This is a genomic window from Shinella granuli, assembly GCF_004341885.1.
GTDB classification, from domain to species: Bacteria; Pseudomonadota; Alphaproteobacteria; order Rhizobiales; family Rhizobiaceae; genus Shinella; species Shinella granuli.
The window spans coordinates 173,608-192,325 of sequence record NZ_SLVX01000009.1; the positions used below are offsets into that span (position 1 = coordinate 173,608).

The following is an 18,718-nucleotide window of genomic DNA, read 5'->3' on the forward strand; positions in this document are numbered from 1 at the left end:
TTCAGTGCCAGCCGTGCTCGATCTCGTGACGCGTTTCCTCGACGCCGACCTGCCAGACCTCCAGCATGTCCGCATCGGGCCGCTGGAAGACGCCGTGATAGTTGCCCTCGGCGATACGCGCGCGCTTGCGGCCCGCGTCGACGCGCGACGTGGCGGCGAAATCGATCCGCTCCTTCTGGAAATTGGGGATCGGCGCGCCTTCGAGACGGGTCCAGGGGAAGTTTTCCATCCAGCTCGCATGCGAGGCGGCAGGATCGATCTCCTGCACCTTCGCCATGGTCCTGGGCGCGCGCCACCAGTCGTGCAGCTTGACCGAGGCGTCGCGATTGCGGTTCATCCACTCGCTGATGACAGGATTGACCGGCGTGTTGCCGCCATGGCCGTTGACGATGAGGATGCGCCGGAAGCCGGAACCGTGGAGGCTGTCGAGGATATCCTCGAAGATACCGATATAGGTGCGCAGCGAAAGGGTGACCGTGCCGGGGAAATCGGCAAAGCCCGAGGCCATGCCGTAGGGCAGGCATGGAAAGACCGGCACGCCGAGCGGCTCGGCTGCCTCCACCGAGACCCGCTCGGCCAGGATCATGTCGGTGGCGAGGCTCAGATAGGCATGCTGTTCGATCGAGCCGATCGGCAGGACGCAGCGATCGTCTTCCTTCACCCGCTCCTCGACCTGGCTCCAATGCATGTCCTGAATGCGCATTTCCCGTCCTTCTCACTGCTCGGCCACGCCTTCGGCGCGCCGCCCGTCCCCGTTGTCCACGGGGAGCCGCTTCTTGAAATTAGTTCTTTATGGATCAAAAATTGCGATTGACGCAAGGGTTTCACGCCAAATAAAGTCCCATTCGAGATCAATATCTATTTTGCATGGGATAGCGGAATGGACGAGGCGTTGCGTCAGGCACTGTTTGAGGGGCGGGCCGGCCGGGAGGAGCCCGTGGTCGCGCCGGGCACGAAAATAGACGCGCTCATGCACGCGAAACTGTGGGACAATCCCTGCTGGTTCTCCTTCCGCCTGAACTATCTGGCGCTTCACTTCAACAACCCGGTCTACAGCTATATCCAGCAGCATCTCGGCCTGCTGCGCCCTGAATTCGTGGTGCTCTGGTCGCTCTATCTCGGCGGAAGCTCGACGCTGACCGATGTGGTGCGCTCGTCCGGCTTCCCGAAGAACACGCTGAGCCGCGCCGCCAACAAGCTGACCCGCCTCGGCATGATCGACCGCGCCATCGACCAGGACGACCAGCGCCGCATCACGCTCGATCTCACCGGCAAGGGGCGCGAGGCGGTGGAATTCGCCAAGGGCATGATGATCGAGCATGAACGCCGCATGCTGGAATGCCTCAGCCCCGCCGAGCGGCTGAGCCTTTCGGAGATCATGACCAAGCTCGTGACCGCCTCCGGCCAGTGGCCGCAGATGATCGACAACGATCAGTCGGACGACGCGCTTTGATCCGCACCTATCATTCTCCGGCTGGAGCCGGACGGCGGCGGACCCGCCAACACCCCGTTTAACGAGAGAGGAAGTCCGATGATATTGAAATCCATGCTCCGCGCAGCCCTGGTGGCCACCATGCTGTCGTCGCCCATCGCCGCGCTCGCCGCCGATCTGGTGATCGCGACGAAGAACGGCCCGGCCTCGATGGACCCGCACTTCACCGCGACCTCGGCCAATGCCGAAGCCACCAAGCACATCTTCGACACGCTGCTCCGCTCCGGCAACAATCTGGAAATCCTGCCGTCGCTGGCGACGAGCTGGCAGGCGCTGGACGACACGACCTGGGAATTCAAGCTGCGCCAGGGCGTGAAGTTCCATGACGGCTCCGACTTCACCGCCGAGGACGTGAAGTTCTCCATCGAGCGCATCCCGAACGTCACCGGCCCGAACCCGTCGACCATCTATGTACGGCGCGTCGCCAGCGTCGAGATCATCGACGACTATACGCTGCGCGTGAAGACCAATGGTCCCGCCCCCACCCTGCCGAACGATTTCATTCGCCTCTTCATCGTTTCGCACAAGGCGGCAGCCGACTACTCGACCAAGGACAGCTCGGCCGAGGGCTTCAACATGGGCAAGGCGACCATCGGCACCGGCCCCTACAAGTTCGTGAGCTGGGCACCGACGCAGGACCTGGTGCTGGAGAAATTCGACGGCTACTGGGACGGCGCCCAGCCGTGGGACAAGGTCATTCGCAAGGAAATCCCGAATGACGCGGCCCGCGTCGCCCAGCTGAAGGCCGGTCAGGTCGACCTCATCTCCAAGGTGCCGGCAACGGATCTTGCCAGCATCGAGTCCGATTCCGCCCTGCAGGTGATCAAGACGGAATCGATCTACATTCCCTATCTGGAATTCGACTTCCGGGAGAACTCCCCGCAGGTCTGGGACAATGCTGGCAAGACACTCGACAAGAACCCCTTCCTCGACCCGAAGGTGCGCGAAGCCTTCGATCTGGCGCTCGACCGCGAGACCATCGTGGAATTCGCGCTTGAGGGCATGGGCGTCGTCTCCACCCAGCTCGTCAGCCCGAATATCTTCGGCTACAACACGGCGATCGCCGCTCCGGCCTTCGATGTCGAAAAGGCGCTCAAGCTGATGGCCGAGGCTGGCTATCCTGACGGTTTCAAGGTCGCGCTCAGCTATGCCAACGACCGCATGCCGACCGAACTCGGCCCGACCGTCGCCCAGCTTCTGGCCGCGATCAACGTCACGGTCGATGTGCAGGGCGTGCCGGCCGCGGTGTTCAACCCGGCCAAGACGCGCGGCGAATATTCGCTCTACATGGCCTCCTGGGGCACGCTGACGGGCGAAGCCAACTACATGCTGTCGTCGCTGATGCACACCAACGATGCGGAAAAGTCGCTCGGCGCCTTCAACGTGCGCGGCTATTCCAACCCGCAGATGGACAAGCTGATCGAGGATGCAGCGGTCGAGATGGACGAAGCCAAGCGCCGCGCCCTGCTCGAGGAGGCCAACATGCTGGTTGCGACCGACCTGCCCGACCTCCCGCTGGCGACCAACCTTTCCGCCTGGGGCGCCAAGGCCGACAAGGTGACCTACGATCCGCGCTCGGACGAGGACACGCTGGCCATGGACGTCCATCCCAAGCAATAAGCCCGGCAACAGGCCTCAGGGGCACCGGCAGCCGCCGGTGCCCTTTCTCATGATAATCGGAGATTCCCATGACGAAATTCGCCCTTGCCATCCATGGCGGCTGCGGCGTGATGGCCAAGCTGGACCTCAGCGAGGCCGAATGGATCGCAGCCCGGCGCGACCTCGGGCGCGCGCTGGAAGCCGGCTATGCCGTTCTGGAGCGCGGCGGACGTGCCATCGACGCCGTGCAGGCCGCCGTCGTCGTCATGGAGGACAGCCCGCATTTCAACGCCGGCCATGGCGCTGCGCTGAACGAGAACGGCATTCATGAACTGGACGCCTCCATCATGGACGGAGAGACGCTGGCGGCCGGCGCGGTCTGCGCCGCGCGCCATATCCGCAATCCCGTGCTTGCCGCGCGCGCCGTTCTCGAACATGGCGATGCCATGCTGCTTGCAGGCCCCGCCGCCGACCGCTTCGCCGAGGCCAGGGGGCTGGCGGTGGTGGATCAGGCCTATTTCACCACCGAACGGCGAAGGCAGGCGCTGGCCGCGATGAAGGCCCATGTCGCCGCCGGCACGCAGGTCGCCGCCAGCGAATCCGAAAAGCACGGCACAGTGGGCGCGGTCGCGCTCGACCGGCACGGCCACCTTGCCGCCGCCACCTCGACGGGCGGCTATAACAACAAGCCCGACGGACGGGTCGGCGACAGTCCGGTCATCGGCGCCGGCACCTATGCACGCGACGGCGTCTGCGCGCTCTCCGGCACCGGCAAGGGCGAATTCTTCATCCGCCACGTCGTCGGCCACGAGGTCGCCGCGCGTATGGCCTATCTCGGCGAGGACGTGAAGACTGCCTCTGCCAAGGTCATCATGGAAGACCTGAAGCCGCACAATATCGGCGCAGGCCTCGTTGCCGTCGGCGCCGACGGCTCGGTCGCCGCCCCCTACAACACCGATGGCATGTTCCGCGGCTGGGTAACGGACACGAAGGAGTTTCGCGTCGCCTCCCACGCGGAAGTCATGTCCTATCCATAGGGATGCCCTGCCGATCACTCCAGGATGTTCGCTGGCGCGAGGTGGCCGGCTGGCCCCTCTTTCCGGGCAGATGAACACCGGCGACATGGCTGCCGGACAAGGCCCGAGGGAGATAACCTTTCTCCCCTTTACAGATGCTTCGCATCAATCTTCCGCGTCGCGATGACCGTCGTGAGCGCCATTACCGACGAGTTCCCTCCTTGGCACCGTTAAGGCTTGAGGAAGCCTTCCGGGGCGTCTCCGGCAATCAACGGAAGCCGTTTTGAGCCCCTCCTGGCTCAATCGAGCGAAAGTGCAGCAATCCCGCGACACCCCCGGCAATAGCGAAAGGTCACAGACCTTCCCTCTTCGATAAATCTCCCCGGGCGAGACACCCCAAGAAGGAGATAGCCATGATCAAACCCACTTATCCGGACCCATCCATCGCCAGCGAGCATCTTTTTGCGGCCCCCATGCCACTTCGCCGCAACCTCTTGATTGCCGGCCTCTCGGCCTCTGTTTTGGCAGGAATGCCTCTCAGCGCTGCCGCCGAGAACACCTCCAGCAACGGCAACCATGCCACCAGGGAAAACCACGATATGAACTACGTAACCACCGCCGACGGCACCGGGATCTTCTACAAGGACTGGGGCCCAAAGGATGCCCAGCCTCTCGTTTTCCATCACGGCTGGCCGCTCTCCGCAGACGACTGGGACGCTCAGATGCTCTATTTTCTCGGCAAGGGCTATCGGGTAATTGCCCATGACCGCCGTGGTCATGGCCGTTCGAGCCAGGTCAGCGGCGGCCATGACATGGACCACTATGCCGCTGACGTCGCGGCGGTCGTCGAACATCTCGACCTGCGCAATGCCATCCATATCGGCCATTCCACCGGCGGCGGCGAGGCTGCGCATTATGTCGCCAGACACGGCCAGCCGAACGGGCGCGTGGCGAAGCTGGTGCTGATCGGAGCCGTGACGCCGATCATGGTAAGGACTGCGGCCAATCCCGGCGGTCTGCCGATCGAGGTTTTTGACGGGCTGCGGGCGCAGCTCGCCGCAAACCGTGCGCAATTCTACTTCGACCTGGCAAGCGGCCCCTTCTACGGCTTCAACCGCGCCGGCGCCGAGGTCACCGACACGATCGTGCAGAACTGGTGGCGTCAGGCGATGACGGGAGCTGCGAACGCGCAGTATCTCGGCATCAGGGCCTTCTCGGAAACCGACTTCACCGAAGACCTCAAGGCCATCACGGTTCCGACGCTTGTCCTGCATGGCGACGACGACCAGATCGTGCCCGTCGCCGACGCCGCCCCCCTCGCGGCCAAGCTTCTGAAGAATCCCACCCTCAAGATCTATCCCGGCCTGCCGCATGGCATGTGCACGACCCATGCCGGGATCATCAACGCCGACCTGCTCGCTTTCATCCAGCGGTAGGCCGGCCGGGAGGCGGCGCTATCCGCCGCTGGCGCCGCCTCCCGATCCAGATCGCAGACATCGGCATTGAAGGCGAAGCTATTCCCAAGCATAGGGCATTTCACCAATCGACAGGGATCAGGCCCGCATTCGAAGGGGGCTGCCCGTTCCCCCGGAGCAGATCAGGATATCCCATCGGCCGATATCGTCTGCAGCCCTCGGGCTCTACTTTTCTTCCACATTCTCGACCACGAGCCTGTTGGAAGGATCACGTATGGCTCCCTCCCCTTTCATGGATCAAGACCCCGCTGCAATCGCCGCCCCTCAGAAACAGAGCGGAGTCCCGGCGGATAGAGAGATGCAGCGCGTGCTCCGCACCGCCCCGATCGAATCCTTCAGCATCGACGACCCTTTCGATACCCGCCTCGCTCATTGGAAGCACGCGCCGTTTCATGAGGTCGTGCTTCCAATGTCGGATCACGTCATCATGACCTATCTCGGACCGATGCAACGCCTTGAGCGCCGATCCGGACGGCAATATTCAACCGGTATGGGGCGTCGCGGCAGCATAACCTTCATCCCGGCCGGGTCCAGTTCGCGCTGGGACATTCATGGTCCGATGGAGATCGTGCAGCTCTATCTGGCGCCGGAGCTTCTCGAGCAGGTGGCACGGGAGTGCCCTGGTCCGACCAAACCGCTGATCGAAAGTACGGTGCGGCCCGACAATATCATGTCGACACTCCTTGAAATGACGCTCAACTCGGCGGGCGGACTGGTCCATCTGGATGCCCTGTATCGTCAGCAACTCGCGACGCTGATTGCCATCCATATCGTCAAGACCCATAGCGGTCTCGCCGAGATGGCCTCGAAAGCATACGGCGGCCTGTCTCCCAGCGTCCTGCGGATGTCGCTGGAACGGCTGTCGTCGGAAAACGAGGACGATTTCTCGTTGGGCGCTCTCGCGGAGGCGGCCAACCTTTCGCGCTTCCACTTCTGCCGTGCATTCAAAAAAAGCACGGGCCTGACGCCACACGAATGGTTGCGGCAAAGGCGCATGGAGCAGGCGGTGGCGATGCTGCGCGATTCCGCGATGCCGATAACCGACATTGCAGGCGTGCTGGGCTATGCGACCTTGACCGCTTTCTCCGTCGCATTCAAACGGCACACCGGCCTGACGCCCAGCGAATGGCGCCGGACCGCCGGCTAATTGGCACTCACCATGAGCGACAGCCGGATTTTTACCACGGCTCCGGAAGCCGAAATCGGCAACCGGTTGTCAGAGACGATTGCAGCCGGTTCGCGGCGAACCGGCTGCAAGGCATTCCGGGGAGCGCAGGCGCGCACCCCTGCTTCAAGCCAGGGTCATGCCACCATCGACATGCAGTTCGATGCCGTTGACGAAACTTCCGGCTTCAGAGGCGAGGAACAGCGCCGCGCGCGCAAGTTCCTCAGGCAGGCCCATTCGCCCCACGGGGATAAGGGATGCCATGTGCCTTTCGAAAGCCGGGCTGTCGGCCTCCGAAACGCCGAGCTTGCCGAGGATCGCGGTTTCGACCGGCCCGGGGCTGAGAATGTTGACCCGGATCTTCCGCGGTTTGAGCTCGACGGCCCAATTCCTGGCGAATGCGGCGACCGCGGCTTTCGAACCGGCATAGACGGTATGGTCCGGCAGGATCTTCGTTGCGGCGAGCGAACTGGTGACGATGATGCTGCCGCCGTCGCGGATCAGCGGAGCGACCGCCTGTACGCCAAAGAACACCCCGCGGGTATTCGTCGCGAAGTGCCGGTCGTATTCGTCCGGCGTCACCTTGTCCGACGTGGTGAGGTTGATGATGCCGGCATTCGCCATGTAGACGTCCAGCCTGCCGAATCTGTTCTTCACCAGGTCGGCAAGCTTCTGATGATGCGCCAGATCGGCCACGTCGCCAACGAGGCCGATGGCGCCGTGGCCGATGTCGGCGACCGCCTGGTCGACGACGTCATCACGCCGCCCGGTGATGATGACCTGTGCGCCCTCTTCGGCGAAGAGCTGCGCGGTCGCCTTGCCGATGCCGCTGTTGCCGCCGGTGATCACGGCGACCTTGTTCTTGAGCTGCTGCATTTTGCTTATCTCCTTTTCAACGGAGCGTGAGATAAGCACTGCGACCTCAAGCCTTTAGACCATGGTCAGGCACATGATCTGTGCCGCGGAGATGCCAATGCCAAATCTGCTGGATGAGACATCGGGACTGATGGCGTTCGTGCGGACGGTCGAGGCCGGATCGTTCACGGCGGCCGCACGCGATCTGGGCACCACGCCCTCGGCGATCTCGAAGAGCGTGGCACGCCTGGAGAAGAAGATCGGCACGCGGCTTTTCCTGCGTACCACCCGCGCGCTCACCCTGACGCAGGACGGGCAGGTGTTCTTCGAGCGCGTCGCGCCGCTTTTGCGGGAACTGGATGCGAGCGACGAAGCCATCCGGTCGCAGGGGACACCATCGGGCAGACTGCGCATCAGCATGCCTGCCGAGCTCGCCCCGCTCTTGCTTCCACGCCTGTTCGGTGCTTTTGCGGCGGACTACCCGGACCTGCATCTGGACGTCGGGCTGACCGATCGCTTCGTCAACCTTGTCCGCGAAGACTATGATGTCGCCTTGCGTGCCGGCGCTCCCCTGCAGGACGATCTTATCGTCCGTCGTCTGGCGGACCTGCCGATGGCGATGGTCTGCTCCCCCGCCTTTCTGGAGACATGGGGCAATCCTGAAACCGCTGAAGCCCTTGCCGACCTGCCTTTCGCCCGCTACGCGATGAATGGCGCGGTGCAACCCGTCCGCCTGGCAGACGGAACGGCCTTCACTCCAAGGGGGAGGATCGATTGCGACACGGGCGCCGCCCTGATTCATGCCGCGCGCAGCGGGCTTGGCGCCGCCTATGTCCTGCGATGCCTGGTTGCGCATGAACTGCGGGAGGGCGCGCTCGTCTCCGTCGCGCCGCACATCGCGCTGCCGACGCTTCCGCTCAGCGTCCTGCATGCCTTCGGACGTACCGTCCCCGCGCGCGTCAAGCTGTTCTGCGACTTCATGGCCAGCGAGGCCAAGGCGCTTGCCGGGCTTTGAGTTTTTCTTACCTAGAGCGGGTCCGGTTCGGATTGAACCGGACCCGCTCCATCTTCCTGTGTTTTCGTTTGGCTTTACGGGAAGATCGTCTTTCCCTGGCAAACGCAATCGACCATACGGTCAGTAGTCCCAGAAGACCGGAACCCAGCGAAAGGCGTCACCATCGGCCGCCACCCGGCCGACGGAGGGGAACGGCAGGTGCGTGGCCACCAACTGCTCGCCGGTATCCGCCAGTTCCCGCAAGAGGCGGATCCGAACGCGGGCGGCCTCCTCCGGGTCGTGCTCGAAGCCGTTGTGCCAGTCGGGGTGGTCGAAGCCGACCGCGAACACCGCATCGCCGGCGAAGGTCAGCCGGTCGCCGCCGGATGCCAGGCGGACGACACTGTGCCCGGGCGTGTGGCCACCGGTGCGCCGGACGGTCACGCCCGGCGCCACCTCATGCTCTTCATCAAACGGCCGCAGATAGCTGCGGTACGCTGCCGCGAACCGCTTGGCTGCCGCCCGAAGCGCGTCCGGGAAGCCTGGGGGCATGTTGACATGCGTGAAATCGGGGGCCTCCCAGAACCGGATCTCGGCGGCAGCCACGTGAATGCGCAGATCGGGGCGCAACCGGTCCTTCACGCCCTCGACGAGCAACCCGCCAATGTGGTCCATATGCATGTGGGTAAGCACCACGTCGGTCACGGATGCAAGATCGATGCCGGCGGCTTCCAGCCGCCTGACCACCTGCCCGGCCCGGGGCAGGTTCAAATCCGGGTCCAGCCCGAGCCCGGCATCGACGAGTATGGTCTGCCCGCCGCTGCGGACCAGAACCACGTTCAAGGACCAGTCGAAGGCATCCGGCGGCAGGAACATCCCGTCCAGCCAGGCCGCGCGTTCCTTCGGCTCGACATTGTGCCCCAGCATCTTGGTCGGGAGGGGCAGCACGCCGTCGCTGATCACCAGCACTTCGATCTCGCCGACCTGCACCGCGTAGCGCGAGGGAACCAGTTCTTCCGTTCCCGATCCATTCGGGAGGGCCCTACTCAAACCCAAGTTTGTCTCCTGCTGCCCCATCGTACGGGGATTTGCTTCTGCCTGCGTCATGATGCGCTCCTGTTTTGCGGGGTCGGAACGTGCCGAGCACGGACCATGCGACGAAGTGTAGGTCGGCGTGTTCTGGCGGTCGATCAGGCCATGGAAGAGGCTGGGCTACACCAGAGAACAGGGTTGACTGCCCGGTTCGGTTACGGGAGCAGGGATTCCGTGATGGCAGGCTGGCGTGAAGGAAGGGATACGGATGATGTCGACGTGATCGCCAAGACGAGCGCCCCTCCCCGTATTACGGGCGAAGACAAGCCCTCCCGGGTGGACGGGCCGAACAAACGCTCGCGCCAGCCTCCACGCTGCCGCGTGAACCAGACATCGGCCATGATGCGCGAGCGGTAGCGAACGTGGACGGGATCAGCTTGCCCGGCTATCCAGAGCATCGCGGAGGGCCGCAAGCAGGACATGGCCATCGAAGGGTTTGCGCAGGAAACCACCCTTGCCGCGAGACCGGCTCTGATCGGTAATCTCGTGCCGGCCCGTGATCAGGAATACCGGCAGTTCCGGAAGCGCTTGCCGGATCCGGTCGCGCAGTTCAAACCCGTCGGTTCCCGGCATGCCGATGTCGGTGATCAGGACCTCTATGCCTGTGAGCCCCTGGGCAAGCAGTGCCTCTGCCGAAAGGAAGCTCCTGGTCACATATCCTGCCGATTCCAGCAGCTCCTCCAGGGAAGCAAGCACCCTCGGATCATCGTCGACGATTGCCACAACAGGCTTGCTCATACCGTGTTCCTTGCTATCCGCCATTCCATTGGCGGCCGGTTCGGTTCGATGCGCCAATCCCGGCTCATGCGTTTTTCGTCATTACGAGCGGCAGGGTGAAGATGAATTTCGCACCACGCGGTTCGTTCCTCTCCGCCCACAACTGCCCGCCATGCGCTTCGACGATCGAACGGGAGATGGCGAGCCCCATCCCCATTCCCTGATCCTTCGTCGTGAAGAAGGGCTCGAATATCCTGTCGGGAAACTGGATGCCTCTGCCTTGATCGCTGACTTCGATCCGGGCCATGTCCCCGGCCCCGTAACCTTGGATCCGAAGGATCCTTTCGTTCGAGACGGATGCCATCGCATCCATACCGTTTCGCATGAGATTGACCAGCACCTGCTGGATCTGGACCCGATCGAACGGAACCGGCCGAAGCCCGCTGTCGCCTTCGATCGTCATCCGCACGCGCCGCCGCGAGGCCTCCTCGGCAAGCAGAGCGCGGGCTTCGGCAACGACGGTGCCAAGCGTCGTGCAATCCCTCTTGTCCGTCGATTGCTTGAAGAGGGCGCGGATACGGCTGACGACATCGGCAGCGGAATCGGCACTTTGGACAATCATCTCCAATGCCTTCTGGGCCCGTTCGATGTTGGGGGGCTCCGCGGTCAGCCAGCGCTGGCAGGCGCTGGAATAGTTCATCACGGCCGAGAGCGGCTGGTTGACCTCGTGGGCGATCGATGCCGACAGCTCCGCAAGGCTCGCTGCCTGGTTTGCCCGGGCCAGGTTCTCCTGGGCACGGCTGAGCTCCTCCTGCGCATTCACCTGATCCTCGATATCGAGGCATATTCCGTTCCACTGGACGATCGCACCATCGCCATTGCGCATCGCCGTGGCGCGCGTCTCCACCCAGCGATACACGCCGTCGAACCGCCGCAGCCGATGCCTCAGCGCATAGGGCTCGCCTGTGGACAGTGCGTGGTTGTATCGCTGCTTCACCGCCGCGAGATCCTCGGGATGGATCACCGCGTCGAGTGTGCCGTCCAGCCGGGATTTTCCCTCTTCGTCCTTGTCCTCGAGGTTGAAGCCGAGATATCGGCGGAGCCGCTGGCTGCGATATATCGGCTTGCCGTCGGGCAAGGCGCAATAGACCATTGCGGGCAACGTTTCGACCAACTGACGGGAATACCGTTCGCTCTCGCGGAGCGCGTCCTGCGTCGTGACGAGGTCATGAATGTCCGTGCTCACGCCGTACCATTGAAGAATCGCGTCGGCTTCGTCCCGCAACGGCGCCGCCCGCGTCTCGGTCCAGCGATAGCTTCCATCGGCCCGGCGCTGACGATAGCGCTGGACATAGGGAACACCTGCCGTGACCGACTGCCGGAACGCTTCCCTTGCCGCCGCCCTGTCCTCCGGATGCACCACGCCGAGGGACGCAGATCCATCGGGTGCGGTGATGTCTTGCAGCGTGGCGCCGGTTATCTCGGTGAAGGGTTTGCTGACATAGGTCGGCGTCCCATCCGCCGCGGTGCTCCAGATCAGCGCCGGCACGGTATCGATCAATTGCTGGAGCTGCCTTTCGCGTTCGCGCAAGGCAGTCTCGGTGCGTTTATAGACGTCGATGTCCAGCGCGGTACCGTACCATCCGGTGATCCGCCCCTGCTCGTCGCGTGTCGGCCGTGCCGCGGCCCGATGCCAGACATAAGCGCCGTTGGCGCGCAGGACCCGGTATTCGAAGTTCCAGTTCTCGCCCGTCCTAAGGGCATGGCGCAACGTCTCGGCTGCCCGGTCGCTGTCGTCGGGATGCGTGCCTCGCTGCCAGCCCTGTCTCCCACCGTCCAGGAAGGGTTTGCCGTCCAGCAGAAGATTGAGATCCTCCAATGTCATGGCGATCGAGGTCTGCGCCGTCGGCGTCGCATAGGTGAACTGTCCGGTGGCATCGATGGCCCAGGCGCCGCCATAGAGCTTTTCGATGGCAAGGGCCGCTTGAATCGCATCGCCGGTCTCGCCGAAGGAGCGCGCGATCGTCCATGGCGCATCCTGTCGTGCCACCGCCGGATCGACGTCGACGCTATTGCCATGGCCCGGCTCCATCCGGAACTCGACCCAGCGATAGCTGCCGTCCGCCTGAAGCTGGCGGTAGCTGCTGATCTGGGGAATGCCATGGAAGAAGGCCCTCGCCGCCGCCTGCTCGACAATGGACCTGTCATGTGGATGGATCGCTTCCATGGACGGACGCGGATTGCGGGCGGGTCCGCCGGCTAGAGGATCATCGAGATGTATCGCCGAACGCTCGCCGGGCTCGGGCCGAAGGGCAGCGTCGATCACGGTGCCGTACCATCCGACGATCATGCCCTCGCCGTTGCGTATCGGTTGTCCGGTGCTGCGCGCCCAGCCATAGACACCGGTCGCGCGCAACATCCGGTGCTCGACATTGTAGTGTTCGCCGGTTTGCAGGCAGCGGCGCCAGGCCGCTGCCGCGGCATCGTAGTCCTCCGGATGTATGACCCGCCTCCAGCCGAAGGCGCTTCCGGCAGAAGGCGCATTGAGGCTTTCCAGGGTGATGCCGAGAAAGGCCAGCGCAGCCGGCGTCACATAGATGAAGACGCCCTCGGCATCTGTCGCCCAAGCATTGCCGGTAATCCGCTCGACAATCCTGGCCGCCTCCATAGCGTTGATATCAGGTGGTTTTGCAGATCCGCTCCTATCTGCTCCCGATGTTCCGGCTGACCTCGACATGCCTCGACCTGATCCCATTGCACTTGAGATCGTCGTGATGCCTCGTCCGACGACCGGCACCACGATCCACCCAACCGGCAGCGTATAATGGAGTTGACGACAAAGACACCTGTGCCGAGGTATAGAGCCTTCCGATGCGCATGGCGTCGTTCACGGCCGTGCGGCCGCTGATGCGAAAACCGGAGTGGCGCGGCGGCTGCGCCACTCCGGCATCGGTGACCTGCGTCAGGCGAAGCCCGTCGTTGCGGGGTCGAACATGGACGGGCAGGCCCGGCGAGGTCCTGGCGCCGATGGCGTCGAAGTGGCTCCGGAATTTCGCCCTGACGCGTGTCACGAGCTTATTTCTCGTAGGTCGTCAGGTTGGTTTCGTCCGTGTCGACCACGAACACGGCAAGCAGCAGGGCGCGCTCCGTCTCGCTGGCATTTTCGCTGACGCCGTGATGATCGCCGGGAAATTCAGAGAAGTTCTCGCCGGCACGGTAGACGACGATCGGGCCGTCATTGACCTGGCTGCGGATCGCGCCTTCCAGAACCGTCGCATAGATGAATGCCGAATCCGGATGCGTGTGCGCGGGCGAGTTGCCGCCGGGCGCATACTCGACGAGCACGCCTTTCATGCTCTTGCCGGGCACGTTCGGCAATGGCTGGTCATAGACCAGCGTGACCTTTTCGTCATCGCCGTCATGGGCGGCGCCCGCCACGATGGAAGCGAACAGGAACGCCGTCGCGCAGAAAAGTGTCTTGATCATCTTCGTTCTCCTTGTTGAACAGAGCTTCACCGAACCGAGGATCCGGCGAAGCTGAGAGAAATCCCGGAACGGGCCGTTCACGCTTTCGGGGCAGCGGCGGTTTTCAGCCAGTCGTCGAAGCGGATCTGGCCAAGGCGTGCGCCATCATCCGGAACCAGCGTCCGATCATCGATCTCGACCTCGAAGTAGCGGGCCTGCGGATCAGCAACGACGGTGCGCGGATCGTTGGTAGCCTTGAGGTAGCGGGCGATGAAATCGTGCATCCGCCCCCGCTCCGGACCGGCGATCTCGATCATGCCGTTCACGGGTTCGGCGGTGCTGGCATCAGCCATCGCATCCGCCACGTTGTCGGCTGCGATGGGCTGAAAGGCGCCCGTGGGCAGCCGAACGGTCATTCCCTCGGTGGCCGACTGGGCGATGGCGCCCGCAAATTCGAAGAACTGGGTTGCGTGGACGATCGTGTAGGGAACGCCGGAATTCCTGATGTGCTTCTCCTGAAGCAGCTTGGCGCGGAAATACCCCATCGCCTGCATCCGGTCGGTGCCGACCACCGAAAGTGCCACGTGGTGGCGAACGCCGGCGGCCTTTTCCGCCGCGAACAGGTTGCGGCCCGCCGCTTCGAAGAAGTCCATGGCAGCCTTTTCCTCGAAGGACGGCGAATTCGCCAGATCGATCACCACCTGGGCGCCGGCAAGCGCCTCGTCCAGGCCTTCGCCGGTAACGGTGTTCACGCCGGAATTCGGCGAAGCGGCCAGCACGTCATGGCCCTTCTTGCGAAGCCGTTCGACAGTTTTCGAGCCGATCAGCCCGGTGCCTCCAATGACGACGATTTTCATGTCCACTCTCCTGGTTTCAAGTTGATGTCGGATTGCTCGGATCGCCGAGCGGCGCAGGGGCGCCGGGCGACTGTTTGACGAGGCCGTTTATCGATGAACGAGGCTGCTTCCCCGGGATGGGAAGCCGTCAGGGCAGGCCGGCCACGACGGCGGGGGCCCTTGCTTCGATGATATCTCGCATCCGGTCTCTCCCTCGCGTCGTCTCGACTTGTGAGGAGAATGCGCCAGAGCGGGCCGCCGGACTATCGAACGCAAGCATCGCTTACCTAGTCCCAGAGGACAGGTCCGGCACATCGGGGGATTAGGTGCCTTGCCCCATCCGTCGATCACCAACTCTGTCGGCATGGCGTCAGGGCACACCTCGGGCATGTCTGACGGCATTGGCATAGGTTGGCGCCAGACCAGCGGACAGGGGAGCAAGACCGCTTCGGCCCGGTCGCCGATGGCCGGGGAGGAAGATCTTTCAGGAGATAGGGGCTTCTTGATCAGGCCCGCTGCAACCGCTGATGCCTGAAATCAGGCCTGCGGCTTCTCGCGCAAGCCGGGCGGCAACGAATCCCAGGTACGAATGAGCTCGCCAACCGAAATCGCCCCCATTTTGCGCATCACATTGCTGCGGTGGAGCTTGACGGTGATCTCGCTGATCCCGAGGTCGAAGGCGATCTGCTTGTTGAGGCGCCCATGCGCGACCTCCCGGAAAACCTGCCGTTCACGCGGTGTCAGGGTCGCAAACCGTGTCGCGTGCTGGTGGATGTTCTGCGCCTGCGCCCGCTGCTCGACATCCCGCTGGATACCGGCAATCACGGCGTCCAGCAGCGTCTGGTCACGCACGGGTTTCGTCAGGAAATCGATGGCGCCGGCCTTCATCGCCTGCACCGTCATCGGAATGTCGCCGTAACCCGTCAGGAAGATGATCGGCTTCGCAATTCCCCGTGTCGCAAGCTGGTGCTGCAGGTCAAGGCCGCTTGCCCCCGGCATCCGGACATCGAGAACCAGGCACCCGGGCCGGTCGGGAAGGCCGACATTCAGGAGTTCGGAGGGGGATGGAAAGCAGGCAACGTCGAGCCCGACGGATTCCATGAGTTCCTGCAGGGAATTCCGGACGCCCGCGTCGTCATCGACGACGAGAACCAGCGGACAATCCGCAATGACGGCGGCGGTGGCGGTCATCGTGCGGCCTCCGGATGATTTGCGTGTGCCGCAGAACCTGTCTCACGCTTGCAAATGAACATGTCCTTCATGACCAACATCCCCACCCGCCGGAGCGACGGATCCGAAATCCGCCTCATGCCTTACCGCGGATCCGGGCTTCGGTTCTTTCCTCGACCCATCTGCGGACTTCCTCCGAAAACTCCGGCGGCATCTTGCGCTCGAGGGTGCCGGCGATGTCGGCCAGCGTCTGGCTTTCCAGGCTATCGCGCATCGCCTTCTCCGCACGCAGCATCACCGCATGGATCGCGCATACACCCTTCGTTGCCCATGCCGGTGGCCGCCCGCCAAAGGCGGCGCAACGGCCCCGGATTTCCTGGCAATCGAACAGCGGTTTCTCGCCTTCGATGGCATCGACGACCGCGAGCACGCTGATTGCCTCGGGCCGCTTGGCCAGTCGATAACCGCCCCTCACGCCCTCCGATGAAGCCACGATTCCCGCTTTCTCCAGCTTCGGAAAAACCTTCGCCAGGAAACTCGGGGAAATGCCCTGAAAATCCGCCAGGTCGCGACTGCTCAATGGTGCACCGGGCGAATCCACCAGCCACAGGAGACAATGCAATGCGTATTCCACGCCAGCGGTGATATGCGCCATAACGCGGACTATAATGATCCGCGTTATGGCTTGCAAGCAGGATGACGTTCGGATGGGCCCGATCGACGGGCCGCATCGCCGCTGCCAGGCATCCGGAAGCCCGGTCGCGATCACTCATGCAGATCGCGACCGGTTAACCGCACGCTTTGTGCCCACAGAGCTTCGGCGATGGTCGGATCGACCGCGAAAGGCCGAACACCAGCCGCGCCGAGCTGGCCTTCCGTGCGCAAAGGTGCAATGTCGCAATCCTCGCAATAGACACCGCCGATCCCGGCCAGTTCCGGCGCGGTGGCACACCATATCGTGGTGGCGGCGCCCTGTTCGGACGATTTCTTGTCCCGGGCAGGATCGACCACCGGTGTACCGTCCTCGCTCAAAGCGCCGAACGCATCGATCTCTTCCCGGCTCAGATGCCGCGCCAGCGGACCGAGGATAGAGCCCGGATGAACCGAAAACGCCCGCACGCCATGCGCGATGCCACGCGCATCCAATGCAACGGCGAAGAGGGCATTCGCGGTCTTGGCCTGGCCGTACGCGAGCCACTTGTCATAGGGACGACGCGTGAAATTGAGGTCGTCGAGATCGAGGCCTCCAAGCTGGTGCGCGCGGGAGGAAAGGACCACGACACGCGCGCCTTCGGCGGCACGCAGCGCCGGCCACAGCGCGGCAGTCAGATGAAAGTGCCCAAGGTGATTGGTGGCAAGTTGCCCTTCATGCCCTTCCTTGTCGCGGAACAGGGGCGTGGCCATCACGCCGGCGCTCAGTATCAGAAGATCGAGGGTTTCGTGATCGGCCTGAAACCTGTCGGCAAAACCGTCGATGGAAGCCGGATCGAGCAGATCCATGCAAACGATCTCGACGCGATCCATTCCGGACAATGCTTGCCGTGCGGCCGTGACGTCGCGTGCCGGCACGATGACATGGGCGCCCCTCGACGCAAGAACCCGCACGGTCTCGCGACCAAGGTTGGATGCACCACCGGTAACGATGGCCGTCTTGCCGGAAAGGTCGACGTCCCGCACGACCTCCTCTGCCGTCGTGAAGGGGCCAAAGGGCGTGCCAAGTGTCTCTTGAGTGACCGTCATGTTCTTCTCCTGTCTGAAAGCCAGGAAAGTGGACGCCGAAGACGAGTAATTCTATATGAAATATACCTGAATCATATCGAGATCATCCTGAATCGTCATGGAAGACCCGCTTTCACAGTTCCTGAGCCTGGTCGAGGCGCGCGCGGTGATATCCACCGGGCTTGCGGCACGAGGCCTATGGGCAATGCATGTACCGCCCGTGCGGGCGCTCAAATGCAACATGATCAAGCGTGGCGAATGCACGGTGGAGACCAGGGGAAAGCGATGGCGGCTGACGGCGGGAGACTGTTTCCTGATCGGCCCCGAACTGCCTTTTGTCATCGGGACCGATTTGAACCGCCTGCCCCGGCACGCTGCCGAGGTTTTTGCCGGACCACGCGAGAGCAGCTACGCACAGTTGGATGCCGGCGCGGGACCGGACTTCCTTTGTCTCAGCGGGCGCATGGACCTGACGGAAACCGCACGGTTTCTGACGGACACGCTACCGCCGATAATCGTGGTCCGCTCGGACAGCCCGGTTGCCGGGCGCCTGCACTGGCTTGTCGGCAGGCTGGAGGACGAGCTTTCCTCCAACGCCCCCGGCTCGACGGCGATGGCAAGGCAGATCATGCAGATGATTTTCATCGAGCTGCTGCGAAACCTACCGGAAGAGCGGACGGGCAGCTGGCTTGCGGCGCTTTCCGATCCGCGGATCGGCGCCGCGCTGCGCGCCATTCACGATGCGCCCCATCGGGTTTGGCGCCTCGATGAGCTTGCAGGGATCAGCCATCTCTCACGATCGCGGTTCTCCGCACGGTTTCGTGCCGCCGTCGGGCGCGCCCCGATGGACTATGTGCTGCGATGGCGCATGACACTCGCACAAAAGGCGCTGCTGCAACCGGATGCAACGATCGCGACCATCGCGGCGCAGTTCGGTTACGGTTCGGAAAGCGCCTTCATCCACGCCTTCCGCCAGGCGACCGGCCTGACTCCACGCCAGGCCCGGCAGGAAGCAAGATCAAAGGCTACAGACCTGCCCGCCGGCCTCGATTTCTCTTCCAACCGGTAGGGAAGAGGGGATGTGCCCCCCTTAAGAGACCGCCGGATCGCAAGCCCTCCGAGT

17 protein-coding genes and 1 pseudogene are annotated in these 18,718 nt (G+C 63.4%); 7 read left to right on the plus strand and 11 right to left on the minus strand.

All coding sequences use genetic code 11. The features are described from left to right. Position 1: 1 nt before the first annotated feature. Entirely contained in the window at positions 2 to 703 is a 702-nt protein-coding gene (locus tag EV665_RS16490; RefSeq protein WP_133034922.1) for a creatininase family protein, read from the minus strand. Positions 704 to 880: 177 nt separating this feature from the next. On the opposite strand from EV665_RS16490, the gene EV665_RS16495 reads away from it, so the two are divergent. The 5 genes from EV665_RS16495 to EV665_RS16515 all read left to right on the plus strand — a co-directional run bounded on the left by EV665_RS16495 (position 881) and on the right by EV665_RS16515 (position 6,729). Next, entirely contained in the window at positions 881 to 1,453 is a 573-nt protein-coding gene (locus EV665_RS16495; RefSeq protein ID WP_084438584.1) for a MarR family winged helix-turn-helix transcriptional regulator, read from the plus strand. A gap of 93 nt (positions 1,454 to 1,546) precedes the next feature. After that, entirely contained in the window at positions 1,547 to 3,112 is a 1,566-nt protein-coding gene (locus tag EV665_RS16500) for an ABC transporter substrate-binding protein (RefSeq protein ID WP_245507735.1), read from the plus strand. A gap of 68 nt (positions 3,113 to 3,180) precedes the next feature. Next, the gene (locus EV665_RS16505) at positions 3,181 to 4,128 is read left to right on the plus strand and encodes an isoaspartyl peptidase/L-asparaginase family protein (RefSeq protein WP_133034924.1); all 948 of its coding nucleotides are present in this window, start codon (positions 3,181 to 3,183) and stop codon (positions 4,126 to 4,128) included. Between the two features lie 578 nt (positions 4,129 to 4,706). Then, entirely contained in the window at positions 4,707 to 5,543 is an 837-nt protein-coding gene (locus EV665_RS16510) for an alpha/beta fold hydrolase (RefSeq protein WP_133034962.1), read from the plus strand. 337 nt (positions 5,544 to 5,880) lie between these two features. Further along, complete coding sequence (locus tag EV665_RS16515) at positions 5,881 to 6,729, plus strand: helix-turn-helix transcriptional regulator (RefSeq protein WP_245507736.1); 849 nt, start codon at positions 5,881 to 5,883, stop codon at positions 6,727 to 6,729. 144 nt (positions 6,730 to 6,873) lie between these two features. Here EV665_RS16515 and EV665_RS16520 read toward each other — a convergent pair whose 3' ends face one another. Further along, a complete protein-coding gene (locus EV665_RS16520; protein ID WP_133034926.1) occupies positions 6,874 to 7,623 on the minus strand; it encodes an SDR family NAD(P)-dependent oxidoreductase in 750 nt (249 codons plus the stop codon). Between the two features lie 97 nt (positions 7,624 to 7,720). On the opposite strand from EV665_RS16520, the gene EV665_RS16525 reads away from it, so the two are divergent. After that, positions 7,721 to 8,617: a LysR family transcriptional regulator gene (locus EV665_RS16525; RefSeq protein WP_133034927.1), complete on the plus strand. Its 897-nt coding sequence runs from the start codon at positions 7,721 to 7,723 to the stop codon at positions 8,615 to 8,617. A gap of 120 nt (positions 8,618 to 8,737) precedes the next feature. Here EV665_RS16525 and EV665_RS16530 read toward each other — a convergent pair whose 3' ends face one another. From EV665_RS16530 to EV665_RS16565, 9 genes and pseudogenes are all read right to left on the minus strand, one after another. Continuing rightward, entirely contained in the window at positions 8,738 to 9,703 is a 966-nt protein-coding gene (locus tag EV665_RS16530; protein ID WP_133034928.1) for an MBL fold metallo-hydrolase, read from the minus strand. A gap of 357 nt (positions 9,704 to 10,060) precedes the next feature. Further along, entirely contained in the window at positions 10,061 to 10,426 is a 366-nt protein-coding gene (locus tag EV665_RS16535) for a response regulator transcription factor (protein WP_133034929.1), read from the minus strand. Positions 10,427 to 10,490: 64 nt separating this feature from the next. Then, complete coding sequence (locus EV665_RS16540; protein ID WP_425376498.1) at positions 10,491 to 12,497, minus strand: PAS domain-containing protein; 2,007 nt, start codon at positions 12,495 to 12,497, stop codon at positions 10,491 to 10,493. A gap of 3 nt (positions 12,498 to 12,500) precedes the next feature. Then, positions 12,501 to 13,160 (minus strand): annotated as a pseudogene (locus EV665_RS33275) (PAS domain-containing protein); the annotation flags it as partial. 320 nt (positions 13,161 to 13,480) lie between these two features. Then, a complete protein-coding gene (locus EV665_RS16545) occupies positions 13,481 to 13,891 on the minus strand; it encodes a cupin domain-containing protein (RefSeq protein WP_133034931.1) in 411 nt (136 codons plus the stop codon). 77 nt (positions 13,892 to 13,968) lie between these two features. Continuing rightward, positions 13,969 to 14,727 carry an SDR family oxidoreductase gene (locus EV665_RS16550; protein ID WP_133034932.1) on the minus strand — a complete coding sequence of 253 codons (759 nt, stop codon included), beginning with the start codon at positions 14,725 to 14,727 and terminating at the stop codon, positions 13,969 to 13,971. Positions 14,728 to 15,243: 516 nt separating this feature from the next. After that, positions 15,244 to 15,897 (minus strand): response regulator transcription factor, encoded by a 654-nt coding sequence (locus EV665_RS16555; RefSeq protein WP_133034933.1) that lies wholly within the window; start codon positions 15,895 to 15,897, stop codon positions 15,244 to 15,246. A gap of 115 nt (positions 15,898 to 16,012) precedes the next feature. Beyond that, positions 16,013 to 16,531, minus strand: coding sequence for an RrF2 family transcriptional regulator (locus EV665_RS16560; RefSeq protein WP_133034934.1), 519 nt, complete (start codon positions 16,529 to 16,531; stop codon positions 16,013 to 16,015). A 110-nt stretch (positions 16,532 to 16,641) separates the two neighbouring features. Further along, entirely contained in the window at positions 16,642 to 17,616 is a 975-nt protein-coding gene (locus EV665_RS16565; RefSeq protein ID WP_133034935.1) for an SDR family NAD(P)-dependent oxidoreductase, read from the minus strand. Positions 17,617 to 17,713: 97 nt separating this feature from the next. Here EV665_RS16565 and EV665_RS16570 point away from each other — a divergent pair, with 97 nt between their 5' ends. Further along, a complete protein-coding gene (locus EV665_RS16570; RefSeq protein WP_133034936.1) occupies positions 17,714 to 18,664 on the plus strand; it encodes an AraC family transcriptional regulator in 951 nt (316 codons plus the stop codon). Positions 18,665 to 18,718: the final 54 nt, after the last annotated feature.

What these genes read in the sequence shown, in the direction of transcription:
- EV665_RS16490 (WP_133034922.1), bottom strand. Translation starts at nt 703, where the DNA reads ATGCGCATTCAGGACATGCATTGGAGCCAGGTCGAGGAGCGGGTGAAG.
- EV665_RS16495 (WP_084438584.1), top strand. Translation starts at nt 881, where the DNA reads ATGGACGAGGCGTTGCGTCAGGCACTGTTTGAGGGGCGGGCCGGCCGG.
- EV665_RS16500 (WP_245507735.1), top strand. Translation starts at nt 1,547, where the DNA reads ATGCTCCGCGCAGCCCTGGTGGCCACCATGCTGTCGTCGCCCATCGCC.
- EV665_RS16505 (WP_133034924.1), top strand. Translation starts at nt 3,181, where the DNA reads ATGACGAAATTCGCCCTTGCCATCCATGGCGGCTGCGGCGTGATGGCC.
- EV665_RS16510 (WP_133034962.1), top strand. Translation starts at nt 4,707, where the DNA reads ATGAACTACGTAACCACCGCCGACGGCACCGGGATCTTCTACAAGGAC.
- EV665_RS16515 (WP_245507736.1), top strand. Translation starts at nt 5,881, where the DNA reads ATGCAGCGCGTGCTCCGCACCGCCCCGATCGAATCCTTCAGCATCGAC.
- EV665_RS16520 (WP_133034926.1), bottom strand. Translation starts at nt 7,623, where the DNA reads ATGCAGCAGCTCAAGAACAAGGTCGCCGTGATCACCGGCGGCAACAGC.
- EV665_RS16525 (WP_133034927.1), top strand. Translation starts at nt 7,721, where the DNA reads ATGCCAAATCTGCTGGATGAGACATCGGGACTGATGGCGTTCGTGCGG.
- EV665_RS16530 (WP_133034928.1), bottom strand. Translation starts at nt 9,703, where the DNA reads ATGACGCAGGCAGAAGCAAATCCCCGTACGATGGGGCAGCAGGAGACA.
- EV665_RS16535 (WP_133034929.1), bottom strand. Translation starts at nt 10,426, where the DNA reads ATGAGCAAGCCTGTTGTGGCAATCGTCGACGATGATCCGAGGGTGCTT.
- EV665_RS16540 (WP_425376498.1), bottom strand. Translation starts at nt 12,497, where the DNA reads ATGGAGCCGGGCCATGGCAATAGCGTCGACGTCGATCCGGCGGTGGCA.
- EV665_RS16545 (WP_133034931.1), bottom strand. Translation starts at nt 13,891, where the DNA reads ATGATCAAGACACTTTTCTGCGCGACGGCGTTCCTGTTCGCTTCCATC.
- EV665_RS16550 (WP_133034932.1), bottom strand. Translation starts at nt 14,727, where the DNA reads ATGAAAATCGTCGTCATTGGAGGCACCGGGCTGATCGGCTCGAAAACT.
- EV665_RS16555 (WP_133034933.1), bottom strand. Translation starts at nt 15,897, where the DNA reads ATGACCGCCACCGCCGCCGTCATTGCGGATTGTCCGCTGGTTCTCGTC.
- EV665_RS16560 (WP_133034934.1), bottom strand. Translation starts at nt 16,531, where the DNA reads ATGGCGCATATCACCGCTGGCGTGGAATACGCATTGCATTGTCTCCTG.
- EV665_RS16565 (WP_133034935.1), bottom strand. Translation starts at nt 17,616, where the DNA reads ATGACGGTCACTCAAGAGACACTTGGCACGCCCTTTGGCCCCTTCACG.
- EV665_RS16570 (WP_133034936.1), top strand. Translation starts at nt 17,714, where the DNA reads ATGGAAGACCCGCTTTCACAGTTCCTGAGCCTGGTCGAGGCGCGCGCG.